This window comes from Pedobacter aquatilis, assembly GCF_032678425.1.
GTDB lineage: Bacteria > Bacteroidota > Bacteroidia > Sphingobacteriales > Sphingobacteriaceae > Pedobacter > Pedobacter aquatilis_B.
Genome location: NZ_JAVTSG010000002.1, coordinates 783,411 through 806,653, shown reverse-complemented (window position 1 = coordinate 806,653; position 23,243 = coordinate 783,411). Strand labels below are relative to the sequence as shown.

Below are 23,243 nucleotides of genomic sequence, written 5' to 3'. Positions count from 1 at the left end.
AGCAATTTAATTATTTATCGTGAAGGTTATTGGCAAATTGTAGCGAACACGAACGGCATTCCCCCTATTTTTACCAGGTTTCCATGCTGGTGATTTTTTGATAACTTTTAAAGCCTCTTCATCACAACCGAATCCAATACCCCTGATTAAATTAACATTGCTTATCGAACCATCTTTCTCGACTACGAAACTGATGAATACTTTTCCTTGTGTTCCAGCTTCTTGTGCCTGATACGGATATCTTAAATTACGCTGAATGTATTTTGCCCAGGCTTTCATCCCACCTTCAAATTCAGGATATTCATCAACGCCTGAAACATCTGTGATTGCATTACCATCTGGAGTCTCACCCTCTGCTTTATTTCCATTACCATTCCCTTCATCAACTTTAGCAGGCAAAACAATATTTGGATTAATATCGCCATCCTGAGTAATGTTGCTAATTACTGCATCCTTGGTATCATCTATTGTAGGTGCTGGTTTTGCAATTGCATCGTTCACCACCTCAATTTTTGATGGCATATTAATGCTTTTCACTTTTGCAGGTTCTTCTTTTTTCAGTTCCTCCTTTTTCTCGGGCTTTGGTTGCTCGATTTTAAAAATCTTATCATCAGGTAAATTCACCACAGTACCAGTTTCTACTACCTCAGCAGGTTTTAGCTTATTATAAATTAGCGGTGACACACTTAGCAGTATAAATACACCTCCAGCTGCGAATAGAGATTTAGTTAGAATTGATGACGATTGTGCCCTTAATGCATAAGCGCCATAATTTTTGTTTCTTCCAGAAAATACAAGATCGAGCCACTCGGTTTTGTAAATGTTAAATGATGAGTTGAACATAGTTTTTGAGTTTTAGTAGCATGATGTAAGAAATTCATCAATTCCATAAAACTTTAAAAAATCTATATTATTTGCAAAAAATGAAATTTTCAATCACAAAATCATTTTTATATTTCATTTTCGGTAAAATTCATATATTTCTTACAATTGTTTCATAAAAATTAATAAAATATACTATTTTTGACAAAAAACATAACAAATTAATGAAAAGCTTAAGAACCATCGCATTAAAAGAGGCTCAAAACAGAATTTCACCAGAAGTTAAATCACCATCAACAAAAATTTCTGACTTTTTTGGCGCTAATGTATTTGATAAGAAAAAAATGAGAGATTTCTTATCTAAAGACGTGTATGAAAAATTAATTTCATCTATCAACCAAGGTGAATTAATCAATACAGAGGACGCAAACCAGATTGCTACAGCTATGAAAGCTTGGGCAATGAGTGCTGGTGCAACTCACTATACACACTGGTTCCAGCCTTTAACAGGCACTACAGCTGAAAAGCACGATTCATTTTTTGAGCCAAGTGGCGAAGGTGCTATCGAGAAATTTGCGGGTAGTGCATTAGTTCAACAAGAACCAGATGCATCTTCTTTCCCTAACGGCGGTATTCGTAATACTTTCGAAGCTCGTGGTTACACAGCTTGGGACCCATCTTCTCCGGCATTCATTATGGAAAGCAAAGCTGGTAAAACACTTTGTATTCCAACTGTATTTGTTTCTTACACTGGCGAAGCATTAGATTATAAAGCACCATTATTAAAAGCATTAGCTGCATTAGATAAAGCTGCTGTTGATGTTTGCCAATATTTCGATAAAAGCATTACTAAAGTAAATGCATCGTTAGGTATCGAACAAGAATATTTCCTGGTTGATGAATCTTTGTTTAATGCTCGTCCGGATTTATTATTAACTGGCCGTGCTTTATTCGGACACATGTCTGCTAAAGGTCAGCAATTAGAAGATCACTATTTCGGTTCTATTCCTGAGCGTGTTTTCACTTACATGGTAGATTTCGAAAACGAGGCTTTAAAGTTAGGTATTCCTTTAAAAACCCGTCATAACGAGGTTGCACCTTCTCAGTTTGAGTGTGCGCCTATTTACGAAGAAATCAACTTAGCTATCGATCACAATCAATTATTGATGGATTTGATGGAAAAAGTTGCTCGTCGTCACCATTTCCGTGTTTTATTGCACGAAAAACCATACGCTGGCATTAACGGTTCTGGTAAACACAACAACTGGAGCTTAATTACCGATACTGGTAAAAATTTATTAGCGCCAGGTAAAACGCCTAAAAACAACTTAATGTTCCTGGCTTTCTTTGTAAACACAATTAAAGCTGTTAGCGAACATGCAGATTTATTACGTGCAAGTATTGCATCGGTAAGCAACGACCACCGTTTAGGTGCTAACGAAGCGCCACCTGCAATTATTTCAATCTTCTTAGGTTCTCAATTGAACGATGTATTAGATGAAATTGAGCACTCACGCATCAGCAAAAAAATTAAAGAAGATAACGCACTTTGGTTAGGTATCCCTAAAATTCCACAAATTTTATTAGATAATACCGACCGTAACCGTACTTCTCCATTCGCATTTACAGGTAATAAATTTGAGTTAAGAGCAGTTGGTTCATCAGCAAACTCTTCAGCGCCAATGACCATCTTAAATGCTATCATGGCAGAGCAATTGGTTAAGTTTAAAGCTGAAGTTGATAAATTAATCAAGAAAGGTGATAAAAAAGACATCGCTTTATTAACGGTAATCAAAAAATACATCAAAGAATCTAAAGCGATTCGTTTTGAAGGTAATGGTTATAGCCAGGAGTGGGAAGATGAAGCGGCAACACGCGGTTTATCGAACATTAAAACTACACCAAAAGCTCTAGATGCTTATTTAACTGAAAAATCTGCTGGTTTATTTGAAACAACTGGAATTTACAGCAAACGTGAAATTCATGCACGCCATGAAATCATGTTAGAAAACTTCTACAAAAAACTTCAGATTGAAGCCCGTGTAATGGGTGAAGTTGCAAATACAGCAATTATCCCTGCGGCTATTGCTTACCAAAATTCATTAATCGCAAACGTTAAGGGATTAAAAGAACTTGGTGTAGATAGCAAATCATCACTAGAAATTGTTAAAAAACTATCTGAGCACTTAGATATCGTTAAAACGAATATCGATGCGATGTTAGAAGAACGTAAAGTAACAAACAAAATCGAAGACACTCGTGAGAAAGCAATTGCTTACGATGAGAAAGTAAAATCTTACTTCGATACCATCCGTTATCATGCAGATAAATTGGAGCAAATTGTTGACGACAGCGTTTGGCCTTTACCAAAATTCAGAGAATTATTGTTCATGAAATAAATCTTAAGCTGTAAGGCGTAAGGTATAGGGCGTAAGGTAAAACTTTACGCCCTCTTTTTTTGAACAGGATTTTTTGGATTTAAGGATTTTAAGATTCAGGAGTACAAAAAATAAATTTCATTAATTGTTTTAAACTAATTTACCTTGTTCTTTACTCTTTGCTCCTTACTCCAACTCTTTGCTCCTTGCTCCAAACTCCCTGCTGCCTAATTGGATTTAAGGTTTTAAGATAAAGGTTTACTTAATAAACCTCCTCAATTTCTTAGACTAATCTACCCTGTTCTTTATTCATTGCTCCTTACTCTTTCCTTCAAGCTCCATTCATTCCAAAACTTATGACTTCCGTCTTCTGACTGCGGACTCCTAACTCCCTACTTTCCAAAAACCTTTGACCTTTCAGCTTTAGTCTTTCAGCTTAAAACCCTATCTTTGCACCCAACATGAGTGATAACAGGTACAATCAAAGAGGTGTTTCTGCCTCTAAAGAAGATGTGCATAATGCCATCAAAAACATTGATAAAGGAATTTTCCCGAAAGCTTTTTGCAAAATCATTCCTGATATTTTAGGAGCCGACGAGGAATACTGTAATATCATGCATGCTGATGGTGCGGGTACGAAATCATCACTCGCTTATGTGTATTGGAAAGAAACCAATGATTTATCGGTTTGGAAAGGTATTGCTCAGGATGCCATTATCATGAATATTGATGATTTAATCTGCGTTGGCGCAACCGATAACATTTTATTATCTTCAACTATTGGCCGTAATAAAAACCTTATTCCAGGTGAGGTTTTAGCCGAAATCATAAATGGTACGGAAGAAATTTTAGCCGATTTACGCGAACAAGGCATTTCAATATATTCTACAGGCGGCGAAACTGCCGATGTAGGTGACTTGGTTAGAACCATAATCGTTGATTCTACCGTAACTTGCCGCTTAAAGCGAGCAGATATCATCAGTAATGATAATATTAAACCTGGTGATGTTGTAGTGGGTTTGGCTTCATACGGACAAGCCACTTTTGAAACAGAATACAATGGCGGTATGGGTTCAAACGGATTAACATCTGCCCGTCACGATGTTTTTGATAAATCTATCGCTAACAGCTACCCAGAAAGTTTTGACCCTGCAGTTCCTTTTGATTTGGTTTTTTCCGGAAACCAAAAGTTAACAGATGAAATTGAAGTTGATGGCTTTGGCAAAATTACCGCCGGAAAACTGGTGCTATCGCCTACCCGTACTTATGCGCCTGTTATCAAGAAAATTTTAGAACAACATAGAAGTAAAATAAATGGCATCGTACATTGCAGCGGTGGCGCACAAACTAAGGTGCTTCACTTCGTTAATGATGATGTACATGTAATTAAAGATAATTTATTCCCCGTACCGCCATTATTTAAATTGATTCAGGAAGAATCTGGTACCGACTGGAAAGAAATGTATAAGGTATTTAATATGGGCCATAGAATGGAACTTTATGTACCTCAGGAAATTGCCAATGATATCATCGCAATCTCAAAAAGCTTTAATATTGATGCACAAATTATTGGTCGCGTTGAGAAGAGCGATAAAAAGCAGGTTACGATCGAAAGCGAAAAAGGAACGTTTGTTTATAATTAAAATCAAAATACAAAAGCCTTGCAGATATTGAATCTGCAAGGCTTTTTTTATGCAATTTAAAACCTACCAGTCCTTCGATATCTTCTGATAGTAATTTCGATTTGTAATAAATAGGATTTGAAATCCTAACTCATTCTGAATTCTTGATGCGCTTTGCTAACATCAAGAATAGCTAAAATAGCTAAAGAACAGTTAATTCCATCAATAGATAAAGCATAGCTTAAGTAGGGGTCAAGTATGGATAAAGCACAGTAATAGTACTAATTCGTATGTTCAACTTTAATAAGAACAAAAACAAACTGATCGCAATATCAAAATAGCCTATAAACAAAAAAAGTCCCGATTTGCATCGGGACTTTTCATTTATACTAAATTAGGTATTAGTTAAAGTTATAACGTACACCAAACTGCATGTAATAAGTAGAAGAAATAGTCTGAGAAGTACCAAACGTTTCTCTTACGATATCGCCGCCATTAGCATTAACTCTAAATGTTGGTTTTGTGGTAGCATTACCAAGAGCCGCAACATTTTGAGGAACTAATATATTAGTATTATTAACAAAGTTTACATTACCCCAGTTACGGTTTAATAAGTTACCTACGTTAAAGATATCTACAGTAAATTGGAAAGAGTTTTTAGATTTACCAAAATCTTTGAAAACTTCCTGAGTTAATCTGAAATCAAATTGATTTCTCCAAGGTGAAGTTGCACCGTTACGCTCTGCAAACTGACCTCTATGTTTGCTTAAGTAGTTATCTTGCGAAATATAATTTTCAAAAATATCTGCTTGTTCTTGTGCACTATATGCTCTAGCATAACCATTTGTACCTGCTGGAATAGCGACAAATGAAGCAGCAGAGAATTCACCTGCGTTTGGTACATAGATTAAATCATTTCCTGATATACCATCTCTGTTGAAATCTGTACTATACACATATGAGAATCTTCCTTGCTGACTGCCTTCATAGAATAATGAGAATGATGTAGCCAAGTTACCGAAGTATGCTTTTCTGTAAGAAATGTTTGCGATAATACGATCTGGATTTAAATTCTGAGAATAACTTAAAGTTGGCGTATTTGGATTAGCTGATGTTGCTGGAATTGACCAAAGGTTTAATAATTGATCACCACCACCATCACCATAATTACGTTGATCTGTTCTTGTGTACGCAACCATAGCTGATAAACCACTGTTAAACTGCTTAGTTAACTGAGCAGTTGCTAACCAGTTATATCCACCTTTAGCATTTGTCATCTGAATAACGTTAAAGCCTGATGAACTTGTAGATGCAGCAGTTGTTGCAACCGCACCAGCACTTGTTAACGAAACAATTTGTCTACCAAATGCACCCGCAGATGTATTTGATAAAGCATTTCCTGAAGGGAAGATAGGACGAGTATCACCATAACCACTAATATTTAAATTAGTTGGATTTACTAAGTTAATATTTTGCGCAACTGCAACATTAAGGTCTCTACCGTATATTCCTTCTAAAGTTCCAACAATACCCCAAGGTAATTTTATATCAAAAGCTAAACTAGATTTCCACGTTTGAGGGAATTTCAAGTTTTGAGACATCACACTGATACTACTTGGAATTGACGAACCTGCAGCTGGAGCAGCACTTAACAAGTTAGGCGCAATGCTTGGATTAAAGAAAGGCGTATTGGCCTGACCTGAATAAGTTTGAGTATATTGTAATAAACCAGCATCACCCGACTGAGAAACAATCCAAACGAATGGAATACGGCCTGTGAAGATACCTGTTCCACCACGAACCTGGAATGAACGATCACCAAATACATTCCAATTAAATCCGAAACGTGGTGAGTAAGAAATTCTATTTTCTGGTAAAGCACCAGTATTTACTTTTTGTCCGTTTGCAAAGGTTAAACCAGCAACCAATGGGTGTGTTCTAATCTCAGAAACATCAGGATAAGAAGCCTGTTCAACACGTAAACCAGCAGTTAATTTTAAACGATCACTAACTGTGAATTCATCCTGTAAATAAGCTGAATACTGATTGAACTTAAAGCTAGGATAAGCTTGAGAACCGTCTGCTGTCAATGGATATGTTATAGCGTAGTTAGCTGGTTTCTGATTAGTAATGAAATCATTCCATGAATTGAATACATAATATCCAGTTCCAAAGCGTTGGAAACCATTTTTTGTAGTACTAAATTCAGCCTGAACACCGACAGTTAAGTTGTGTTTACCTAAAGCTAAACTTAAATCATCACTATAAGTATAACCTTTAACATCTCTTAAATTTCCATAAGTGAACGGCTCGTAACCGAAAGTAGTTGCAACGTTTCCAGCATCTAAAATATCAACTAATGGAAATGGCGAGCTATCAGACGTTCTTGGGTCATTTTGGTGAGAATAAGTGGCGCGAGCAACATTGGTAACTTTACTACCAAAGTTCGAAGTTAACTCTGCAACACCTGAATAAAGATTGGCTGCTTGATAGTAATTACTATTGAAGAATGATAATGCATTATTAGATGCTCTGTTAGCAGCACTTCCAAATGTAATTCCAGAACCAGTTGTAGATGTACTTAAATTTGATGGAGATTGACTTTCTACCTGATTATAACGAATGCTAAAGCGATGATTTTTATTAATGTTCCAGTCTAAACGAGCAAACATTTTTTCATTATCACTTACGTTCGAATAGCCTTGGTATGGCCCTGTTTCATAACCATATGTATTTCTCAAATAAGAAGAAACTGAGTTCAAGAAATCTGCTGTTGGTTTAGCTACAGTACTGACACTTCCAAAAGGTTGTGTTGGAGTAGCAGCAATTTTTGTTGTACCTGGTGCAATAGTGTGCTTCTTTTCGTAGTTAACAAAGAAGAATAATTTATCTTTAATGATTGGTCCACCTAAACTAAAACCAAAATTTTTCTCATCTAATTTTTGTAATGTTGGGATACGGTAAGTTTCACCAATTCTTTTACCTTGATTTTCTTCGCCACGCATCGTGTAGAAAGCATTACCAGAAAAAGTATTCGTACCAGAACGAGTAACCGCACTTACCGAACCACCTGTAAAACCAGTCTGACGAGCATCATAAGGCGTTACGTTAATAGAGATTTGCTCTAAGGCATCGATTGAGATTGGAGAACCACCAGCCGGGATGTTACCTCCAATACCAAACTGGTTATTAAAGTTAGCACCATCAACTGTAAAGTTGTTCGAACGGTAGTTACCACCACCAATTGAAGTACCGTTAGCCTGTGGCGTTAAACGGGTTAAATCGTTTACACTACGTGTAATGGTTGGTAAGCTTTGAATTTGCGCCTTGTTAATAACAGTTGAAGTTCCGTTTTTATTTGAATTTAAAATTGAACTGGTACCAGTACCAACAATTTTAACCTCAGATAAAGTAGAGCTGTTATCCACCATAGTAGTATTAACTACATAAGGTTCTCCTAATTTCAAATAAACCTCAGTTTGTTTTGCAGGGTTGTAACCAACAAAACTAATTTCGATAGTGTACGGTCCACCAACACGCATACCGCCAATCGTGAAACGACCGTCGTTATTTGTTGATACACTGTAAACTGTTCCTGTAGGCGTATGCGTAGCTTTTACACTAGCACCAGGCAGAGCGCCCTGGTTGTCCTTAATTGTTCCTGTCATTGACGATGTAGTTACCTGTGCGCTTGCACCAAAAGTAATACCCACAAAAGCCACAACAACGAGTACTAATCTTAAAAGTAAAGATTTGTTCATACTTTGTTTTTTAAATTTGTTTTTTGTTGAATAATAAATCACAAAAGATTTTATGCCGCAAATGTAAATATTAATTTTTAACACATTTTAACATCCAATGTTAAATTATTATTAATTATCCCAAAACTTTTCAACAATTAACATCTTTTTTTAATATTTAACCTGCACTTTATCAGCAACTTGATTAAACCCGGTTTCTGCCAACGAATAGCTTGCCAGTAAATTGCCTTTGCTAGGCCATTATAAACTTATTGTAACGAATTTTTCAATTGTCGTTTATTAAGAAACATTTTTTTAGTTTTGGCAAATAATAAGGTTTAAACAACCTTATCGGTAATGTATGGTTGTTAATAATTGTACGAGATTAATCTGTCCCCGACAGAGACTTCTTCCTTAGAAGATTACCTTAAAACACAGTATAACGAAAATCAAATCTCTTTAAAAAAGATAAGAGCCATCAATAATTAAGGTACTGATAAATAAAAGGCATAATATTGACCGGCTACATCTTACAGATAAAAAATAAAAAAGCTAATAGATGAATTACGACGTTATTGTTTTAGGCAGCGGCCCAGGTGGCTACGTAGCTGCAATCAGAGCTTCACAATTAGGAATGAAAGTTGCAATTGTTGAGCGTGAATCTTTAGGTGGTATTTGTTTAAACTGGGGCTGTATCCCTACAAAAGCACTTTTAAAAAGCGCACAGGTTTTCGAATATATTAATCATGCTGCAGATTATGGAATCACTACTGCTGAAGCGACTGCTGATTTTGCTGCTGTTGTAAAACGTAGCCGTGGTGTGGCCGATGGCATGAGCAAAGGCGTTCAATTCTTAATGAAAAAGAATAAGATTGACGTAATCATGGGTACTGGTAAAGTTAAGCCAGGCAATAAATTAGAAGTTAAAGGTGCTGATGGTTCTCAAAAAGAATTAACAGCTAAAAATATCATCATTGCAACAGGTGCTCGTTCTAGAGAGTTACCTAATTTAAAACAAGACGGTAAAAAAATCATTGGTTACCGCCAGGCAATGGTACTTCCTGAATTACCTAAAAGCATGGTAGTTGTAGGTTCTGGTGCTATTGGCGTTGAATTTGCTTATTTCTATGCAACAATGGGTACTAAGGTTACTATTGTTGAGTTTATGGAAAACGTAGTTCCGGTTGAAGATGAAGATGTATCAAAACAATTATTACGCAGCTTGAAAAAAGTAGGCATTGATGTGATGACCTCTGCATCTGTAGAATCTGTGGATACAAGTGGTTCAGGTTGCAAAGTTTCAGTAAAAACAGCTTCTGGTATGCAAACCATTGAAGCGGATATCGTACTTTCTGCGGCTGGTATTGTTGCCAACATCGAAAACATTGGTTTAGAAGAAACCGGCATTAAAACCGAAAAAGGTAAAATCGTTACTGATGAGTTTTACAATACATCAGTAAAAGGTTATTATGCAATTGGTGATGTAGTTGGCGGACAAGCGTTAGCACACGTTGCATCTGCAGAAGGTATTATCTGTGTAGAGAAAATTGCTGGTCAACATGCAGAACCGTTAGATTATAATAACATACCAGGTTGTACCTACTGTACACCAGAAATTGCATCAGTTGGTTATACTGAGAAAGCTGCTAAAGCGGCTGGTTACGAATTAAAAATCGGTAAATTCCCATTCTCAGCATCAGGCAAAGCAAGTGCAGCTGGCGCAAAAGATGGTTTTATCAAATTAATTTTTGACGCTAAATACGGAGAATTATTAGGTGCACATATGATTGGCGCAAACGTTACAGAAATGATTGCTGAAATTGTGGTTGCCCGTAAATTAGAAACTACCGGACACGAAATGATTAAGTCTGTTCACCCTCACCCAACCATGAGCGAAGCCATTATGGAAGCTGCCGCTGATGCTTACGGAGAAGTGATACACTTGTAATTCATATTCAACAAATATTTCAAAAGCCTCGAAAATTTCGGGGCTTTTCTTGTATAGTTTCTGAGGAGGAAAGAAAAATTCCATTCTAAAAAAGCTGAGCATAATATGAAGCGCAAAACCTGTGGCTCTTGGTTTACAACACTCCCGCCACCGCTTCAAGTCCTCATTTCGCTGCGCTGCATTCCGGGCTTTCCGCTTTGTAGGGGCTATTTTTCAAGTGTTTTGTTAATGGCAGAAATTATGATTATCGATAATACAACATTTCGACTGCAGTAGAGAACCAACAAGTGCTCCGTGCCTTAAATTTTAAATATGTGAGGGATTGTTCAAAGTTCTCTCCATTTCGCTGCGCTTCAGTCGAGATGACGAGCATGGCTTTCAAAGCATAAACTTTGTACCTAAACCCGACATAAACGAGCATGAAGCGTAGCGAAATAAAGTGTTTGGCGGGACGAAACACCGCCATTGAAACCGAACCCTTCATTTCCAAATCATTAATACACCTTTACAATTGAAATCTTTTGCTTGTGGAAAGAAAATTGATTTTGATTATTAGCTGTCTTCGACAAGCTCAGACTGACACGAATAAGTTTAATTTAATGGCATTGATGGGCTTTCTACCCTATTCCTAAAACATTTAGCGCTGCCGGCTGTTCGATAATTAACTAACAAAATTTTCATTAAAAAATAAGGAGCACGTTATGCATTGGATTTTACTAGTCATTGCCGGACTTTTCGAGGTTGGATTTACCACATCATTAAAATTATCAGAAGGTTTTACAAATTGGAAATGGGCTGCAGGTTTTGTGGTTTGCGTAATTATCAGTTTTGTTTTTCTTACAAAAGCCATCGAGCAAATACCATTAGGAACAGCTTACGCAATATGGTCGGGCATTGGCGCTGTTGGAACGGTATTAGTCGGAATTTTTTACTTTAAGGAAGATGCCAATTTCTGGAGAATTTTCTTCATTGGCTTACTGATTCTATCAATTGTGGGCTTAAAAATGGTAACCCCAGATAAATCATCATAGTAAAACAATTTTGCTCATCGCCTAAAACATTTTAAATTTAGCGTTCATATTTTTTACAGCGATGAAATTACATACGATAGAAACCGGTTTTTTTAAATTAGATGGTGGCGCGATGTTTGGTGTTGTGCCGAAGGCAATTTGGCAAAAAACCAATCCGGCCGATGCAAACAACCTTTGCACCTGGGCGATGCGCTGCCTTTTAATTGAAAACGATAATAAGCTTACTTTAATTGATACAGGCATCGGCAATAAGCAAGATGAAAAGTTTTTCAGTCACTATTACCTGCATGGTGATGATTCGATGGAAAAATCTTTGTCTTCTTTAGGTTTCAGCAGTGCAGATATTACCGATGTATTTTTAACACACCTACATTTCGACCATGTTGGCGGAGCAATTGTGCGTGAGGGAGAAAAGCTTAGTCCTGCTTTTAAAAATGCGAATTATTGGAGCAACGAAAAGCATTGGCAATGGGCTGTTGAGCCAAATCAGCGTGAGAAAGCGTCTTTTTTGAAGGAAAACATACTACCAATACACGAAAGTGGCCAGCTGAAATTTTTACAGGAGCAGGAAAATATAGCATTCCAACCGAATATTAACATCAGTTTTGCATATGGCCATACGGATGCCATGATGCTTCCAAAAATTAATTACAAAGGCAGAACAATTGTTTACATGGCTGATTTACTTCCGTCGGTTGGCCATTTACCCCTGCCCTATGTAATGGCTTATGATATGTTTCCGTTAAAAACCTTAACAGAGAAACAAGCCTTTTTAGAGGAAGCTGTAAATAATGATTACATCCTATTTTTAGAACACGACCCCTTAAATGAATGCTGCACCTTACAGAGAACAGAAAAAGGAATTCGGGTTAAAGAAACATTTAAGTTGAGTGAAATTTAAGTGGTGAATGCTCAATTTTCAAGTAAAAATTCTCAAATCTCAATATTCAATTTTCAATATTCAATATTCAAATAGCAATCAGCAATATCCAATAGGAAATTTCCAAACCTCAATGTTCAATCAGCAAAATTCAAATTTCCAAATCACAATATATTCAATTAGCAACCTAACAGTTTACCAGTTTAAACGATTCAAACAATTTAACAATATAACCAAACAGCAATTTATCAGTTTAAACAATTCAACAATCTAACAAAACAGCAATCAATCTCCCATAAAACGATAAATACTTTCTCTTGACAATTTATTTCTGATTTTATTTGTATTTAATCTAAATAATAGCAACTTTTGTATCAATGGAAAAAGCGTGTATTGATATCAACGAACTGGTTAACGTATTCTCAAATAATCAGGGTTCTGTTTATCAATCAGATAAATTGAACTGTTTTTATGTTGATTTTGGCGGAAAGTTTGCTCGTTATAATTGCTTATCTCTTCAAAAATTAAAGAAAGTAGTTGAAGATATTGATATTGAATCACTTTTACTAAACACTAAGAAAGCGGATTTCGAGCTTGTTACTTTTAATGGTTGCGAGCATATTTACCTTTTAAGCGCCTTAGAAATTATTGCATTAAAAGATTTATTGCAGGGAACTTTCACCATGTTTAAGCTAAATCACCTGATTAGCGATTGCCTTTACCGTTTGGTTTATTAATTAGTTTTTTGGTTATTTAGGTGATTGGTTATTTAGTTTGTTAGGCAAATTAAATGAAATTATCTTCTATTTCAAGCATAAACCTCATGCTATCTCCTTAACTTACAACGAGTATCCGTTTGGCGTTATTACGCACATCATCCGTCTTCCATTCACCACCTTACATCCTCTTTTTGTCATTATTTAAACTCATTATAAATAACTTATTATCAGCAATTTAGACTAATTTCATATAGCAAATAATTTATACAAGTAAACAAATTGATGGTACATTTGTATTGTTATTAAAGCACAGAAATTATGAAAGATTTAATGCGTATTAAATGTTTAATATCTCAGGATATCGAAACACTTTTAAATCAGCAGATAAAAAAAGAAGCTCACTCTTCATCATTATATTTAGCAATGTCGTCTTGGTGTGACCAAAATGGATTCGACTTTTCAGCAGATTATTTCTTAAAACAATCTGAAGAAGAAAGAGTACACCAATTAAAACTATTTAAATATGTTTTAGACATGGGCGGTAATGCAATTTCTCCAGAAGTTTCAGGAATCAAAACTGATTTCGCTGGTTTCAGAGAAGTATTTGAAGATGCTTTGGAAGCTGAGATTTCAATTACACAAAGTTTTAAAAATTTAGCTGCAAAATGCCATAAAGAGCAAGATTTTGTAACTATGGAATTTTTAAACTGGTTCTTGAAAGAACAACGTGAAGAAGAATACAAAGCTCGTCGTGCGCTAGAATTATTTGAAGTGATTGGCGAAGAAGGTACAGGAAGATGGGAAATTGACAAGCACGTTAATAAAATTACGTATTCTGAAGATTAAGAATTGAACAACTAACAAAACAAATAAAAAAGCTACCCTCGGGTGGCTTTTTTTGTTTACACCTATCCTATATCGCCAAGAGTACAGTTGATGGCATGTTTAAAGGATGCTTATCCTTCGACTACGCTCAGGAGGACAATAACAGAGGGAAGAACAATAAACCCTTCCATACCGTGAATAAGAAACAACATTCGGTATATAAAAAGAAAGCTTCCTGTATTTCTACGGAAGCTTCTTTTAGTTTAGGTTGTTTGGTTTATGTTGATTATGAATAATTCTCTGTTGTTTTTATAAAAAAAGCGCCGTTACCAGCGCTTTTTTTAAACCAAATATATAATAATAATTAACGAGCATTACAAAAGTACAAACTTTTTAGATATTCACAAGTAAAAATGTAATTTATTTCAAAATAAATGACTTAAAAATCCATAAAGCACTACAATTCAGCACAAATAATTTAAATTTTACAAAAAAAAATAATAAATATTTAATTTTTATTGCCAAAACATTCATTTTAATCATTCAAAATCATACTTTAATAGAAAATTAAAGGCAAATGATAGAAAATTTTACACAAAACTATTCAAATCATCCAAAAATTTATGATGAAATGTTTCTTGATGGTGATAATTTTCGAAATCACTACACAAATTTCATTAAAAACTTTTCAAAGGAATCGCTGGAGAACTTAAACAAAAAGGAAGAGCTTGCCAAAAAACTCTTCATGAGTCAAGGCATTACCTTTACTGTTTATGATAGTGGCGAAGGCATAGAAAAGATTTTTCCTTTCGATATCATTCCACGTATCATTACCTCAAGCGAATGGCTCTTTATTGAAAAAGGCATCAAGCAACGTTTGAAGGCGCTCAACCTTTTTCTTAAAGATGTTTACAGCAATCAATTTATTTTAAAGGATAAGATTGTGCCGATTAACGTTATCTACTCCTGCCCTCACTTTTTAAGAGAAATGTACAATGTTAATGTGCTGCATGATATTTATATACATATCGCCGGCATTGATTTAATCCGCGACCACGATGGAACATTTTATGTTTTGGAAGATAACCTTAGAACGCCATCAGGCGTAAGTTATATGCTCGAAAACCGAGAAATCACTAAAAGACTTTTCCCTGATTTAATTCCGCAATGCGGCGTAAGAAGCGTAACCGAATACCCTGCAATTTTATATAAAAACTTAATGGCCTTGTCGCCGCGGGCAGTTTCAAATCCAACTATCGTTTTATTAAGCCCCGGAATGTACAATTCAGCATACTACGAACATACAACATTAGCCCGCTTAATGGGTGTAGAACTGGTAGAAGGCAGGGATTTAGTGGTTAAAAACCAGAAAGTTTTTATGAAAACCACCACAGGCTTACAACAGGTTGACGTAATTTACCGTAGGGTTGATGATGATTATATTGACCCCTTAGTATTTAATCCAAATAGCGTTTTGGGTGTTGCTGGTTTAATGGGCGCTTACAGAAAGGGTAATGTGGCTATTGTAAATGCCGTTGGAAATGGCGTTGCCGATGATAAGGCGGTCTATACTTACGTTCCGGATATGATAAAATACTACTTGAATGAAGAACCTATCTTAAAAAATGTTCCGACTTACCAGCTAAGCAACCCTGACGAACTAAAATATGTTTTCGAAAACATCAATAAAATGGTAATTAAGAAAACTAATGGAAGCGGTGGTTATGGTATGCTGATGGGGCATGAAGCCAGTGAGCAGGAAACAGAAGAATATAAGGTAGAAGTATTAAAAGACCCACGAAATTTTATTGCTCAGCCTACCATAAGCCTTTCTTCAGCACCATGTTTTATTAATGGGAAACTAGCTCCACGCAGAATTGATTTACGACCATTTGCACTGAATGGACCAGATGGGATTTCTATCGTTCCAGGCGGACTAACCAGGGTCGCCCTGAAAGAAGGCTCCTTAGTCGTGAATAGTTCGCAAGGTGGCGGTAGTAAAGATACATGGGTTTTAACCTCTTAGAATACTAATATGTTAAGTAGAGTTGCATCAAGCTTATACTGGTTAAGCAGGTACATTGAGCGTAGCGATGGTATGTTACGCATGTTAAAAATAAATTACGCTTCATCTCAGGATACCATTCAGGAATTTACCTGGAAACCGATTATCAGAATTTTTTCTGCTGATGATGAAAATGAATTATTGAACATACAACACGACAGCCGGGCAGTTATTGAATATTTATTGTTAAATCGTGAGAATCCAAACTCGATATTAAACATTATTACGCTTGCTCGCGAAAATGCAAGAAGTGTTCAAGAACATATTCCTAAAGATTTATGGCAATGTTTGAATGAATATTACCACACGGTAAAAGATGAAAAACTGTTGTGGTATGTACAAAAAGACGATCCTATTACCGCACTTGACATGCTTATTAAACAGGTAATGCTATATCATGGTACTGCTGACAGTACAATGGAACGCGGTGAAAGCCGTAGTTTTATGAAGATTGGTAAACACCTCGAACGCAGCATACAATCTGTAGATATTCTGGATATAAAGTTCAGCTCTATAAGCACAAACCCTGATTTACTTACCGACATTGCCTATTGGAAACATTTACTGCTTTCATTAGGTGGTTACGAGTTATACCTAAAAACCTACCGTCAAGGTTTCGACGCCAAAAATATCATAGAACTGGTGATGCTCAATAACGATTTCCCTCGCTCTGCACTCTATTCGATGAATAATATAGAACGTTATTTTAACAGATTAAAGAGCGAAAGCAACATCGAGCATTACAATAGTCTGTCGTTTAAAATTGGCAGGCTAAAAAGTATGATCACCTACAGCTCGGTAAGTAGCATGGAAGAGGAAAGTTTACATAATTACCTAATAGAAATACGTTCAGAACTTTTCGGCATTGGAAATATGCTAAATGAATATTATTTCGCAAATTCATAAATCACTTATCATCCTGGTAAAATAAGTTTAAAATCGTAATACAAATTAAAATGCCAATTTTTAAAATCAAACACATCACTAATTATAAATATGAAACGCCTGTTCGGGATAGCGCAAACCAGGTTATTCTTTTCCCGATAAAAGATGATTTTCAAAAAGTTATAAAACATGATTTAAACATATCCGGCAGTCCGGAGATTGAAATTTTTATTGATTACTATGGAAATGAGGTTGGCACATTCACCCAGAACGAACCACATACGCAGCTTAAAATCTTTTCAAAGGTAAGTGTTGAAACATTTGCGAAGCCGCTACCGCAAGATGATATGTTTAGCAGTGAACAATGGAATAGTCTTGATGCTATAAAATATGAAGTTCCTTATATCGACTATCTTCGACAAGAGATTTTTGATGGAATTTCTATTCTCAAAGAAACAGCTTTAGCAATAAAGCAAGAAGAAGACACACCCTATCAAACGGCAATCAAATATTGTGCACATGTATTTAACAATTTCGAATACATTAAGGGCGTAACAGCAGTAGATACTACAATAGATGAAATTTTAAAACTAAAAGCAGGTGTTTGTCAGGATTTTGCACACGTTTTAACGGCCATGCTCCGTTTAACCGGCATTCCATCAAGATATGTAAGTGGTTATATTTGCCCAAACCGCGATGGCATGCGTGGCGAGGGTGCAACACACGCTTGGGCCGAAGCTTATTTGCCTGAGTACGGCTGGCTTGGTTTAGACCCAACAAACAATTGTATTGCCAACGAAAACCATGTTCGTTTAGCTGTAGGTAGAAATTTTACAGATTGCTCTCCAGTTAAAGGCGTTTACAAAGGCGATTTTGAACATATTATGGAGGTGAATGTATCAGTAGGCTATAACGACGAAGATTTGAATGACAATGAAACCTATTTTAAACCAACCGAAATTAATTACAGCAAACCATCGGGAACCATTACAACGGCAAGAAAGCAAAATAGCTACCAACAATACATGGAAGCTATTCAACAGCAGCAGCAACAATAGTTATCAGTTTACAGTTGTCAGCTCAAGTATCAAATAGTTGCCAATTTAACAATTCAAACCATTAACCAATTTAACAACTCAAACAATTAACCAATTCAACAATTACCTCATTTTTTTTCTCTAAATTTGCCGCTTTTATAAATATCAATATGATTAAGAGACAGCAAATTAAAGATTTATTAAAATCGACTGCATTTGGCACAGAAGTAACGGTTATGGGGTGGGTTAGAACTTTCCGTAATAATCAGTTTATCGCTTTAAATGATGGAAGTTGCATGAGCAATATCCAGGTAGTTGTAGATTTTAATAATTTACCTGAGGAGCTGTTGAAAAGAATAACCACTGGTGCTGCAATTTCTGCTACCGGTAAATTGGTAGAATCTTTAGGTAAAGGTCAGTCGGTAGAGATTAAAGCTACATCAGTAAAAATTTTAGGCGATAGCGACCCTGAAAAATTCCCTTTGCAACCAAAAAAGCACAGTTTAGAATTTTTACGTGAAATTGCACACTTGCGTTTCCGTACTAACACATTTAACGCAGTTTTTAAAGTTCGCCATGCCCTGGCATTTGCCATTCACCAGTTTTATAATGAGCGTGGTTTTGTTTATATGCATACGCCTGTAATTACGGCAAGTGATGCAGAAGGTGCAGGAGAAATGTTTAAAGTAACGGCACTTGATTTCGATAACACACCTCGTACTGAAGATGGTAAAGTAGATTTTTCTCAGGATTTCTTTGGCAGAGCGACTAATTTAACTGTTTCCGGACAGCTGGAAGGTGAATTGGCAGCGATGGCTTTCGGACAGATTTACACTTTCGGACCAACATTCAGAGCTGAAAATTCAAATACAACCCGCCATCTGGCTGAGTTTTGGATGATTGAACCTGAAGTTGCTTTTGCCGATTTAGAAGACAATATGCAGCTTGCAGAGGATATGATGAAGTATGTTATTAAATATGCTTTAGACAACTGCAAGGAAGAACTTGAGTTTTTAAATACTCGTTTAGCTGAAGAAGACAAACAAAAACCGCAAAGCGAACGCAGTGAATTTACTTTATTAGAAAAGTTAGATTTCTGTTTAGCCAACGATTTTGAGCGCTTAACTTACACAGAAGCCATTAAGATTTTAAAATCTTCAAAACCAAATCAGAAAAAGCAATTTAAATATTTAATTGATGAATGGGGTGCAGATTTACAAAGCGAGCACGAACGTTACTTAGTAGAAAAACACTTTAAAAAACCCGTTATTTTAACCGATTATCCGGCAGATATTAAATCATTTTACATGCGCCAAAACGAACCAGATGCTGAAGGCAGACAAACTGTTGCGGCTATGGATATTTTATTCCCAGGCATTGGTGAAATGATTGGTGGATCGCAACGTGAAGAGCGTTTAGACCGTTTAACCAAGCGTATGGATGCATTAAACATTTCACAAGAAGAGCTGTGGTGGTATTTGGATACCCGCCGTTTTGGTTCTGCGCCACATGCTGGATTTGGTTTAGGTTTTGAGCGTCTGGTATTGTTCGTAACCGGAATGACAAACATCCGTGATGTAATTGCCTTCCCTCGTTTCCCGAAAAACGCTGAGTTTTAATTTTTGCTGAAAGGCAAAAGCTGAAAACTAATTCATTAATAAAAAAAGTCCGTTCTGTTTGAAATATTCAAATGAACGGACTTTTTATTTTAAGTTAGCGAAGGTGTATTGTATCTTCAAAAATGTCCCCGCATTCTAATCTGCATCAATCATCTTAATCTGCGGGAGAAACCTACAAAAACACTGGTCTATCCAATTTAATCGCAATGCGATAAGCTGCATTCATTAAACCTACATGACTATAAGCCTGCGGAAAATTCCCCCACTGACTGCCGGTTTTAGCATCAACATCCTCGCTAAAAAGCATTAAATGATTACAGTATTTGATGATGTTCTCAAACTCAGTTATCGCTTCATCTGTTCGGCCAACACAAGCTAAAGCTTCTACGTACCAAAAAGCACAAATTAAGAAAGTTGTTTTGGGTTTTCCGAAATCATCGGCATGTAAATAGCGGTAAAACAATCCATCTTCCGTCTTAAGTTCATTTTCCAACGCAATTAAATGGTCTTTTGCCTTCTGCGATGCCGGGTCTAAATACCCCATCATAATCAGTTGCAGTGTACTGGCATCAAGGTGATTACTACCAACCGCGTTTGTGTAAACCTTTCTTTCAGGGTCGTAACATGCCTCTATATGTGCCGAAGCTTTATCAATTAAAACCTGAGCCCTTTTTTCGAAATCTGTGTTACCAATGGTTTTAGCCATTTTAAGTGCCGCATGTGCGCCAGCCCATTGAAATAAATTACTGTAACAATGCATATTTGCAATATTCCTGAATTCCCAAATTCCGGCATCTTTTTCATCTATTGTTCTTTCGATTTTAGATAAAACACCTTCAATCCACCGCACAGAATCGCTACGCTCTGAAAACACAAAACGGTGGTCAGTATAAAGTGGTAACATTGAAGTTAAAACCTGTCCATAAATATCGTTTTGTACATGTTCATAAGCTTGATTACCAATTCTTATTGGTTGCTCACCCTTGTAACCTTCTAGATGGTCTAAAGTGGTTTCTACGATATCGCGTTCGCCTGCTATGCCATATAAGGGCTGATAACGAGTATCTTCAGCCTGGGAAATATCGGATAGGTAATTAAAATACTTCTCCATTTCTTCAAAGTGACCAATGTGATTTAAGGATGTAAGCACATAGTGAGAATCCCGCAGCCAGCAATAACGGTAATCCCAATTTCTGGTACTGCCTGGAGATTCGGGCAAACTGGTTGTACTCGCGGCAATTATTGCGCCTGTATCTTCATACTGATGAATTTTTAAAACCAGAGCCGAGCGAATTACAAAAGGTTGATAAAAACCGGCTATTGAGGAATGCTTAATCCATAAACGCCAGTAACTAATCGTTTCACGAAGAAAATTTTCAGCTGTACTCACTATCGGAGCTTCTAAATTCTGACCATAGGTCATGATCAAGTATTTTGTATCGTTTAAAACGAACGCTTTTTCATCAATAATATATGTTGTAGAAACGTTCGTGCTTAACCTGATATTTTCATCGCAGCCCAAATAATCGATGTGATTACTCCCACGACTAGCCCTCATTTTACCTTTACCATAATCGCAAACGGGTTCGCATTTTATAGTGATTCTTGGATTACCTTCCAATGGTTCAATTTTTCGAATGAACATTAGGGGTTTAAAATATCTTTCGTAAAGATGGAAACGTGGGGCAAAATCCGTGATGCGATAAGTTCCGTCTTCAGCAGTAATTTCAGTTCTTAAAACATTTGTATTTTCAATATAATATTGGTGTGAAGTAAAATCACCCTGCGGTAAAATCGAGAATTCACCACCTTTTTTCTTATCTAATAAACTTCCGAAAACGAAGGGGCTATCGAAACGCGGCCAGCAAAGCCAAGATACATCTGTGTTTTTGTGTATGTGTGCCATAAAGGCACAGTTTCCAATTATTCCGGTTTGATAGAGGTGTTGTTCAGCCATAAGCAAATTAATGTGTTTATGAATTAACAAGCCTGGCTTTAAAATGTTGGCGGGAATGTAAAAAAGGTTAATTGGTGAGGTAGATTTGACCGTTTTCTATTAAAACAAACATTGTTATTAAGCCTGATTGAAGTGGAAATATTTTTTATTCGCAGCAACCTTGAATATTCTGTCATGCTGAGGCACGAAGCATCTGCAACCGATGAAAGAGATTCCTCGTGCCTCGGAATGACAGAAGTAAAAAAATTGCAACGGAAAGCAGGACTGCAATCGGCAATGAAATGAGGAATGCTCACATCAAATCCTATTAAAGTGATATTCGTCATGCTGAATTTATTTCAGCATCTCCTGATTGAGACCCTGAAATGAATTCAGGGTGACGATAAAACAAAAAAGCCAGTTCCGAAAAATCGAAACTGGCCAGTTAATGATAATGATTATCTTAAATTACCGTTCCACTTGGTAAAACAGCACCTTTTTTAATGACAACGATACCATCTTTAACAGCGTAAAGTTCATGGTCGCCATCTTCTAAATGCGGACCGCCATTAATCTTCACATCGTTTCCGATTCTGCAATTTTTATCGATAATGGCATTATTGATGTAACATCTATCGCCGATTCCGATTAAAGAATTTCCTTTACTGGTTTCCGATTGAATTTCCTCGAGGGTTTGGTAACGATCGCTACCCATAATGTAAGCATTTGTTACTACGGTGTGCTTACCAATACGTGCACGAATACCCAAAACCGCATGTTCTACCCTACTTGCCTGTACAATACAACCTTCGGCAATAATTGCCTTTTCTAGTGTTGTGCCCGATATTTTCGACGGCGGTAACATCCTTGCTCTGGTAAAAATAGTATGGTTACTATCAAACATATTGAACTTCGGAATCTCATCTGTTAAACCTAAATTGGCTTCAAAGAATGATGAAATATTACCAATATCTGTCCAGTAACCTTCGTATTGAAAACTTAGAACACGACTTTCGGTAATTGCTCTTGGCAAAATTTCTTTACCAAAATCTTTCTCCTCTTCGTTTTCATTTAAAATATTAATTAAATACTCTCTGTTGAAAACATAAATACCCATTGAGGCTAAAAAATTACGGCCTTCGCTTTGCATTTCTGCACCAGTATCTGAAACCCAATCCTCTAAACCAGTTTTAGGCTTTTCGATGAAAGAAGTAATCATGTTCTCTTCATCGGCTTTCAAAATACCGAAATCAGTTGCATCTTTTGCTGTAACCGGGATAGTTGCAATGGTAATTTCTGCATTGGCTTCGATGTGTTTTTCAATCATATCTTTAAAATCCATTTGGTACAATTGGTCGCCAGATAGAATTAAGATGTAATCAAATTCGTGAGAAACGATGTGGTGCATACATTGGCGCACGGCATCGGCCGTTCCCTGGAACCAGCCTGCGTTTTGAACCGTTTGCTCTGCCGCTAAAATATCAACAAAAGCCGTACTGAAATGGCTAAAGTGATACGTGTTTTTAATGTGTTTATTTAGGGATGCCGAATTAAACTGTGTCAACACAAACATACGGTGGATGCCAGAATTTAGGCAATTAGAAATTGGGATGTCTACCAACCGATACTTACCTGCAATTGGAACTGCTGGTTTTGAACGTGTTTGTGTGAGTGGCGATAATCTAGAGCCCTGGCCACCGCCAAGGATAACGCCTAAAACTTTGTCAGTCATGTTT

The 23,243-nt window shown here is 36.4% G+C and carries 15 protein-coding genes; 11 read left to right on the top strand and 4 right to left on the bottom strand.

What is annotated here, in order from left to right; translation table 11 throughout:
* Positions 1–6: 6 nt before the first annotated feature.
* Positions 7–843 (bottom strand): energy transducer TonB, encoded by an 837-nt coding sequence (locus R2Q16_RS09635; RefSeq protein WP_316736694.1) that lies wholly within the window; start codon positions 841–843, stop codon positions 7–9.
* A 203-nt stretch (positions 844–1,046) separates the two neighbouring features.
* Between R2Q16_RS09635 and R2Q16_RS09630 the strand changes: the two genes are divergently transcribed.
* Together R2Q16_RS09630 and R2Q16_RS09625 are read left to right on the top strand one after the other, a co-directional pair.
* Positions 1,047–3,221 (top strand): glutamine synthetase III, encoded by a 2,175-nt coding sequence (locus R2Q16_RS09630; protein ID WP_316736692.1) that lies wholly within the window; start codon positions 1,047–1,049, stop codon positions 3,219–3,221.
* A gap of 440 nt (positions 3,222–3,661) precedes the next feature.
* The gene (locus R2Q16_RS09625; RefSeq protein WP_316736690.1) at positions 3,662–4,843 is read left to right on the top strand and encodes an AIR synthase related protein; all 1,182 of its coding nucleotides are present in this window, start codon (positions 3,662–3,664) and stop codon (positions 4,841–4,843) included.
* Positions 4,844–5,223: 380 nt separating this feature from the next.
* Here the strand turns inward: R2Q16_RS09625 and R2Q16_RS09620 are convergent, their stop codons facing one another.
* Positions 5,224–8,583, bottom strand: a complete 3,360-nt coding sequence (locus R2Q16_RS09620; protein WP_316736688.1) for a carboxypeptidase regulatory-like domain-containing protein — start codon at positions 8,581–8,583, stop codon at positions 5,224–5,226.
* Between the two features lie 538 nt (positions 8,584–9,121).
* On the opposite strand from R2Q16_RS09620, the gene lpdA reads away from it, so the two are divergent.
* From lpdA to asnS, 9 genes are all read left to right on the top strand, one after another.
* Complete coding sequence (lpdA, locus tag R2Q16_RS09615; RefSeq protein WP_316736687.1) at positions 9,122–10,510, top strand: dihydrolipoyl dehydrogenase; 1,389 nt, start codon at positions 9,122–9,124, stop codon at positions 10,508–10,510.
* Between the two features lie 701 nt (positions 10,511–11,211).
* The gene (locus R2Q16_RS09610) at positions 11,212–11,541 is read left to right on the top strand and encodes a multidrug efflux SMR transporter (RefSeq protein ID WP_316736686.1); all 330 of its coding nucleotides are present in this window, start codon (positions 11,212–11,214) and stop codon (positions 11,539–11,541) included.
* Positions 11,542–11,602: 61 nt separating this feature from the next.
* Positions 11,603–12,442, top strand: a complete 840-nt coding sequence (locus R2Q16_RS09605; RefSeq protein ID WP_316736685.1) for an MBL fold metallo-hydrolase — start codon at positions 11,603–11,605, stop codon at positions 12,440–12,442.
* Positions 12,443–12,798: 356 nt separating this feature from the next.
* Complete coding sequence (locus R2Q16_RS09600) at positions 12,799–13,158, top strand: hypothetical protein (RefSeq protein ID WP_316736684.1); 360 nt, start codon at positions 12,799–12,801, stop codon at positions 13,156–13,158.
* 300 nt (positions 13,159–13,458) lie between these two features.
* Entirely contained in the window at positions 13,459–13,986 is a 528-nt protein-coding gene (locus R2Q16_RS09595; RefSeq protein WP_316736683.1) for a ferritin, read from the top strand.
* A 556-nt stretch (positions 13,987–14,542) separates the two neighbouring features.
* Positions 14,543–15,991, top strand: coding sequence for a circularly permuted type 2 ATP-grasp protein (locus R2Q16_RS09590; protein WP_316736682.1), 1,449 nt, complete (start codon positions 14,543–14,545; stop codon positions 15,989–15,991).
* Positions 15,992–16,000: 9 nt separating this feature from the next.
* Positions 16,001–16,936: an alpha-E domain-containing protein gene (locus tag R2Q16_RS09585; protein WP_316736681.1), complete on the top strand. Its 936-nt coding sequence runs from the start codon at positions 16,001–16,003 to the stop codon at positions 16,934–16,936.
* Positions 16,937–16,986: 50 nt separating this feature from the next.
* Positions 16,987–17,973 (top strand): transglutaminase family protein, encoded by a 987-nt coding sequence (locus R2Q16_RS09580; protein ID WP_316736680.1) that lies wholly within the window; start codon positions 16,987–16,989, stop codon positions 17,971–17,973.
* A 149-nt stretch (positions 17,974–18,122) separates the two neighbouring features.
* A complete protein-coding gene (asnS, locus tag R2Q16_RS09575; RefSeq protein WP_316736679.1) occupies positions 18,123–19,571 on the top strand; it encodes an asparagine--tRNA ligase in 1,449 nt (482 codons plus the stop codon).
* A gap of 172 nt (positions 19,572–19,743) precedes the next feature.
* On the opposite strand, the gene R2Q16_RS09570 is transcribed toward asnS, so the two are convergent.
* Positions 19,744–21,528 (bottom strand): glycoside hydrolase family 15 protein, encoded by a 1,785-nt coding sequence (locus tag R2Q16_RS09570; protein WP_316736678.1) that lies wholly within the window; start codon positions 21,526–21,528, stop codon positions 19,744–19,746.
* Positions 21,529–21,970: 442 nt separating this feature from the next.
* The gene (locus R2Q16_RS09565; protein WP_316736677.1) at positions 21,971–23,239 is read right to left on the bottom strand and encodes a glucose-1-phosphate adenylyltransferase; all 1,269 of its coding nucleotides are present in this window, start codon (positions 23,237–23,239) and stop codon (positions 21,971–21,973) included.
* Positions 23,240–23,243 lie beyond the last annotated feature (4 nt).